This window comes from Streptomyces sp. NPDC049577, assembly GCF_040675635.1.
In the GTDB taxonomy this organism is placed as follows: domain Bacteria; phylum Actinomycetota; class Actinomycetes; order Streptomycetales; family Streptomycetaceae; genus Streptomyces.
The window spans coordinates 1-3,607 of sequence record NZ_JBFAPH010000480.1 but is presented as its reverse complement, the minus strand read 5'-3'; the positions used below and the strand labels follow the sequence as shown (position 1 = coordinate 3,607).

Annotated in this window: 3 protein-coding genes and 1 tRNA gene; 3 read left to right on the top strand and 1 reads right to left on the bottom strand. The window is 69.9% G+C overall.

Going from position 1 to position 3,607, the window contains the following annotated elements; all coding sequences use genetic code 11:
- Positions 1–408: 408 nt before the first annotated feature.
- Positions 409–482: transfer RNA gene (locus AB0K09_RS31350), tRNA-Pro, on the bottom strand.
- A gap of 210 nt (positions 483–692) precedes the next feature.
- On the opposite strand from AB0K09_RS31350, the gene AB0K09_RS31345 reads away from it, so the two are divergent.
- The 3 genes from AB0K09_RS31345 to AB0K09_RS31335 all read left to right on the top strand — a co-directional run.
- A complete protein-coding gene (locus tag AB0K09_RS31345) occupies positions 693–1,886 on the top strand; it encodes an argininosuccinate synthase (protein WP_366068787.1) in 1,194 nt (397 codons plus the stop codon).
- Positions 1,883–3,298: an argininosuccinate lyase gene (gene argH / locus AB0K09_RS31340; protein ID WP_366068786.1), complete on the top strand. Its 1,416-nt coding sequence runs from the start codon at positions 1,883–1,885 to the stop codon at positions 3,296–3,298. Before AB0K09_RS31345 ends, argH begins: the two co-directional genes overlap by 4 nt.
- 54 nt (positions 3,299–3,352) lie before the next feature.
- A partial coding sequence (locus tag AB0K09_RS31335; RefSeq protein WP_366068784.1) for a helix-turn-helix domain-containing protein occupies positions 3,353–3,607 on the top strand: 255 nt, incomplete at its 3' end.

Below are 3,607 nucleotides of genomic sequence, written 5' to 3'. Positions count from 1 at the left end.
AGCACCACATCCTGCGTCTCCAGACCGGCCGATGCATGATGCCGCCGCTGTTCGGCCCTCGTGTACAGAGCAACACCACTCATCGAAATCCCCCAACTCGGCTGTGTGGAAGCACTTGGTGGGCGGCTCGTGCTCGCGCGGAGCGAGAGCGTCGGTCTGCGGGTCGAGCGCGGCCCTGGTGTCTTGCCATGACCGTCGCACGCAGGGGGGACGCGTCGACAGTGACCCGGGCACGAGTGGGGGATGAATGCCGGCAGGGGTGGACTGTGAGGAATTCACATCCGCCCCTGACCTGCGGCGATGCGCGTCGGCGCGGGTGGGGCGCAGAGGGGTCCCGGGCGACGGGAGGGACGACGAAAACACCCTCTGACCTGGGAGAAATCCCAGGTCAGAGGGTGTTTGTCCGTGTCGGGACGGCGGGATTTGAACCCACGACCCCTTGACCCCCAGTCAAGTGCGCTACCAAGCTGCGCCACGTCCCGGTGCCGTGTCCCATCCGGTGTCGTTCCCGGTGGGGCGTGCAGGAAGAAAATATCCTGTTCCGCCCCGTGATCCAAATCCGGGGTGTGCGGGCCCGCGGAGCGGCCTCCCGCAGGTTCACTCTCGCGAGCTATTGACGAAACATACGGAGGTCTGCATAGTTATACCTAACAGCGCATGGAGAGCGCATCGCACCGTTGAAGGAGACCCCCGTGACCGAGCGCGTCGTACTCGCCTATTCCGGCGGCCTGGACACCTCCGTCGCCATCGGCTGGATCGCCGAGGAGACGGGCGCCGAGGTCATCGCCGTCGCCGTGGATGTCGGTCAGGGCGGCGAGGACCTGGACGTCATCCGCAAGCGCGCCCTCGCCTGCGGTGCGGTGGAGGCGGAGGTCGCCGACGCCAAGGACGAGTTCGCCGAGGAGTACTGCCTCCCGGCGATCAAGGCCAACGCCCTGTACATGGACCGCTACCCGCTGGTCTCGGCGCTCTCGCGGCCGACCATCGTCAAGCATCTGGTCGCGGCCGCGCGGAAGCACGGTGCGACCACCGTCGCCCACGGCTGCACCGGCAAGGGCAACGACCAGGTCCGGTTCGAGGCGGGCATCTCCTCGCTCGCGCCCGAGCTGAAGTGCATCGCCCCGGTCCGGGACTACGCCATGACCCGGGACAAGGCCATCGCCTTCTGCGAGGCCAAGGGCCTGCCGATCGCGACGACCAAGAAGTCGCCCTACTCCATCGACCAGAACGTCTTCGGCCGGGCCGTCGAGACGGGCTTCCTGGAGGACATCTGGAACGCCCCGATCGAGGACGTCTACGACTACACGGCCAACCCCGCCACCCCCCGGGACGCCGACGAGGTGGTCATCACCTTCGAGCAGGGCGTTCCCGTGGCGATCGACGGCAAGGCCGTCACCGTCCTCCAGGCCATCCAGCAGCTCAACGAGCGGGCCGGGGCCCAGGGCGTCGGCCGGATCGACATGGTCGAGGACCGGCTGGTCGGCATCAAGTCCCGGGAGATCTACGAGGCGCCCGGCGCGATCGCGCTGATCACCGCGCACCAAGAGCTGGAGAACGTCACGGTCGAGCGCGAGCTCGCCCGCTACAAGCGGCAGGTCGAGCAGCGCTGGAGCGAGCTCGTCTACGACGGTCTGTGGTTCTCCCCGCTCAAGCGGGCCCTGGACGGCTTCATCGCCGAGGCCAACCAGCACGTCTCCGGCGACATCCGGATGACCCTGCACGGCGGCCGGGCCGTCGTCACGGGCCGGAAGTCCGCGCAGTCCCTGTACGACTTCAACCTCGCCACCTACGACACGGGCGACACCTTCGACCAGTCCATGTCCAAGGGCTTCATCGAGATCTTCGGCCTGTCGTCGAAGATCGCGGCCAAGCGGGACCTGGTGTGAGCGATCAGCAGGACGTACGTCTCTGGGGCGGGCGGTTCGCCGACGGGCCGGCCGAGGCCCTCGCGAAGCTCTCCGCCTCCGTGCACTTCGACTGGCGGCTCGCCCCCTACGACATCGCCGGTTCCCGGGCCCACGCCCGCGTGCTGCACAAGGCCGGGCTGCTCACCGGTGACGAGCTGGAGCGGATGATCGCCGGCCTCGACCGGCTGGAGGCCGACGTCGCCGCCGGTACCTTCACCGGCACCGTCGCCGACGAGGACGTCCACACCGCGCTCGAGCGCGGGCTGCTGGAGCGGCTCGGCCCCGAGCTCGGCGGGAAGCTGCGGGCCGGGCGGTCCCGGAACGACCAGGTCGCCACGCTGTTCCGGATGTACCTGCGGGACCACGCGCGGATCATCGGCGGTCTGATCGCCGACCTCCAGGAGGCCCTCGTCGGTCTCGCCGAGGCCCATCCCGACGTGGCCATGCCGGGCCGTACGCACCTCCAGCACGCCCAGCCGGTCCTCTTCGCCCACCATGTGCTCGCACACGTCCAGGCGTTCTCGCGGGACGCCGAGCGGCTGCGGCAGTGGGACGAGCGCACGGCGGTCTCCCCGTACGGGTCGGGCGCGCTCGCCGGGTCCTCCCTCGGGCTGGACCCGGAGGCGGTCGCCGCCGACCTGGGCTTCGAGCGCGGCAGCGCCGGCAACTCCATCGACGGCACGGCCTCGCGGGACTTCGTCGCCGAGTTCGCCTTCATCACGGCGATGATCGGCGTCGATCTGTCGCGGATCGCGGAGGAGGTCATCATCTGGAACACGAAGGAGTTCTCCTTCGTGACCCTGCACGACGCCTTCTCCACCGGCTCCTCGATCATGCCGCAGAAGAAGAACCCCGACATCGCCGAGCTGGCGCGCGGCAAGTCCGGCCGGCTCATCGGCAATCTCACCGGGCTGCTGGCCACGCTCAAGGCCCTGCCGCTCGCCTACAACCGCGACCTCCAGGAGGACAAGGAGCCGGTCTTCGACTCCTGCGACCAGCTGGAGGTCCTCCTCCCGGCCTTCACCGGGATGATGGCCACCCTCACCGTCCACCGCGAGCGCATGGCGGAGCTGGCCCCCGCGGGCTTCTCGCTCGCCACGGACATCGCCGAGTGGCTGGTCCGGCAGGGTGTGCCCTTCCGGGTGGCCCACGAGGTGGCGGGCGCGTGCGTCAAGGAGTGCGAGGCGGAGGGCATCGAGCTGCACGAGCTGACGGACGAACGGTTCGCCGCCATCTCCCCGCATCTCACCCCCGAGGTCCGCACGGTCCTCGACGTGCCGGGCGCGCTCGCCTCCCGCAGCGGCCGGGGCGGCACGGCCCCGTCGGCCGTCGCGGTCCAGCTCCAGGAGGTCAAGGCTGACCTCGCGGTCCAGCGGGCCTGGGCGCGCTGAGACGATGACAACCCGAGTGAGACGCATTTGTCTCACTCGGGTTATCGTCGTCTCATGAGTGTCGACCGAGACCATGTGCTGCGGACCGCCGCGTCCCTGCTCACCCGCAAGCCGACCGCCTCCATGGACGAGATCGCCAAGGCGTCCGGGATCGGCCGCGCCACCCTGCACCGCCACTTCGCCGGCCGCGACGCCCTCGTCCGCGCCCTGGAGGAGCTCGGCATCGAGCGGTTCGCCCGGGCCCTGGACGCGGCCCGGGTGGACGAGGGCGACGCGGCCGAGGCCGTCCGCCGGCTGATCGCCGAGGCC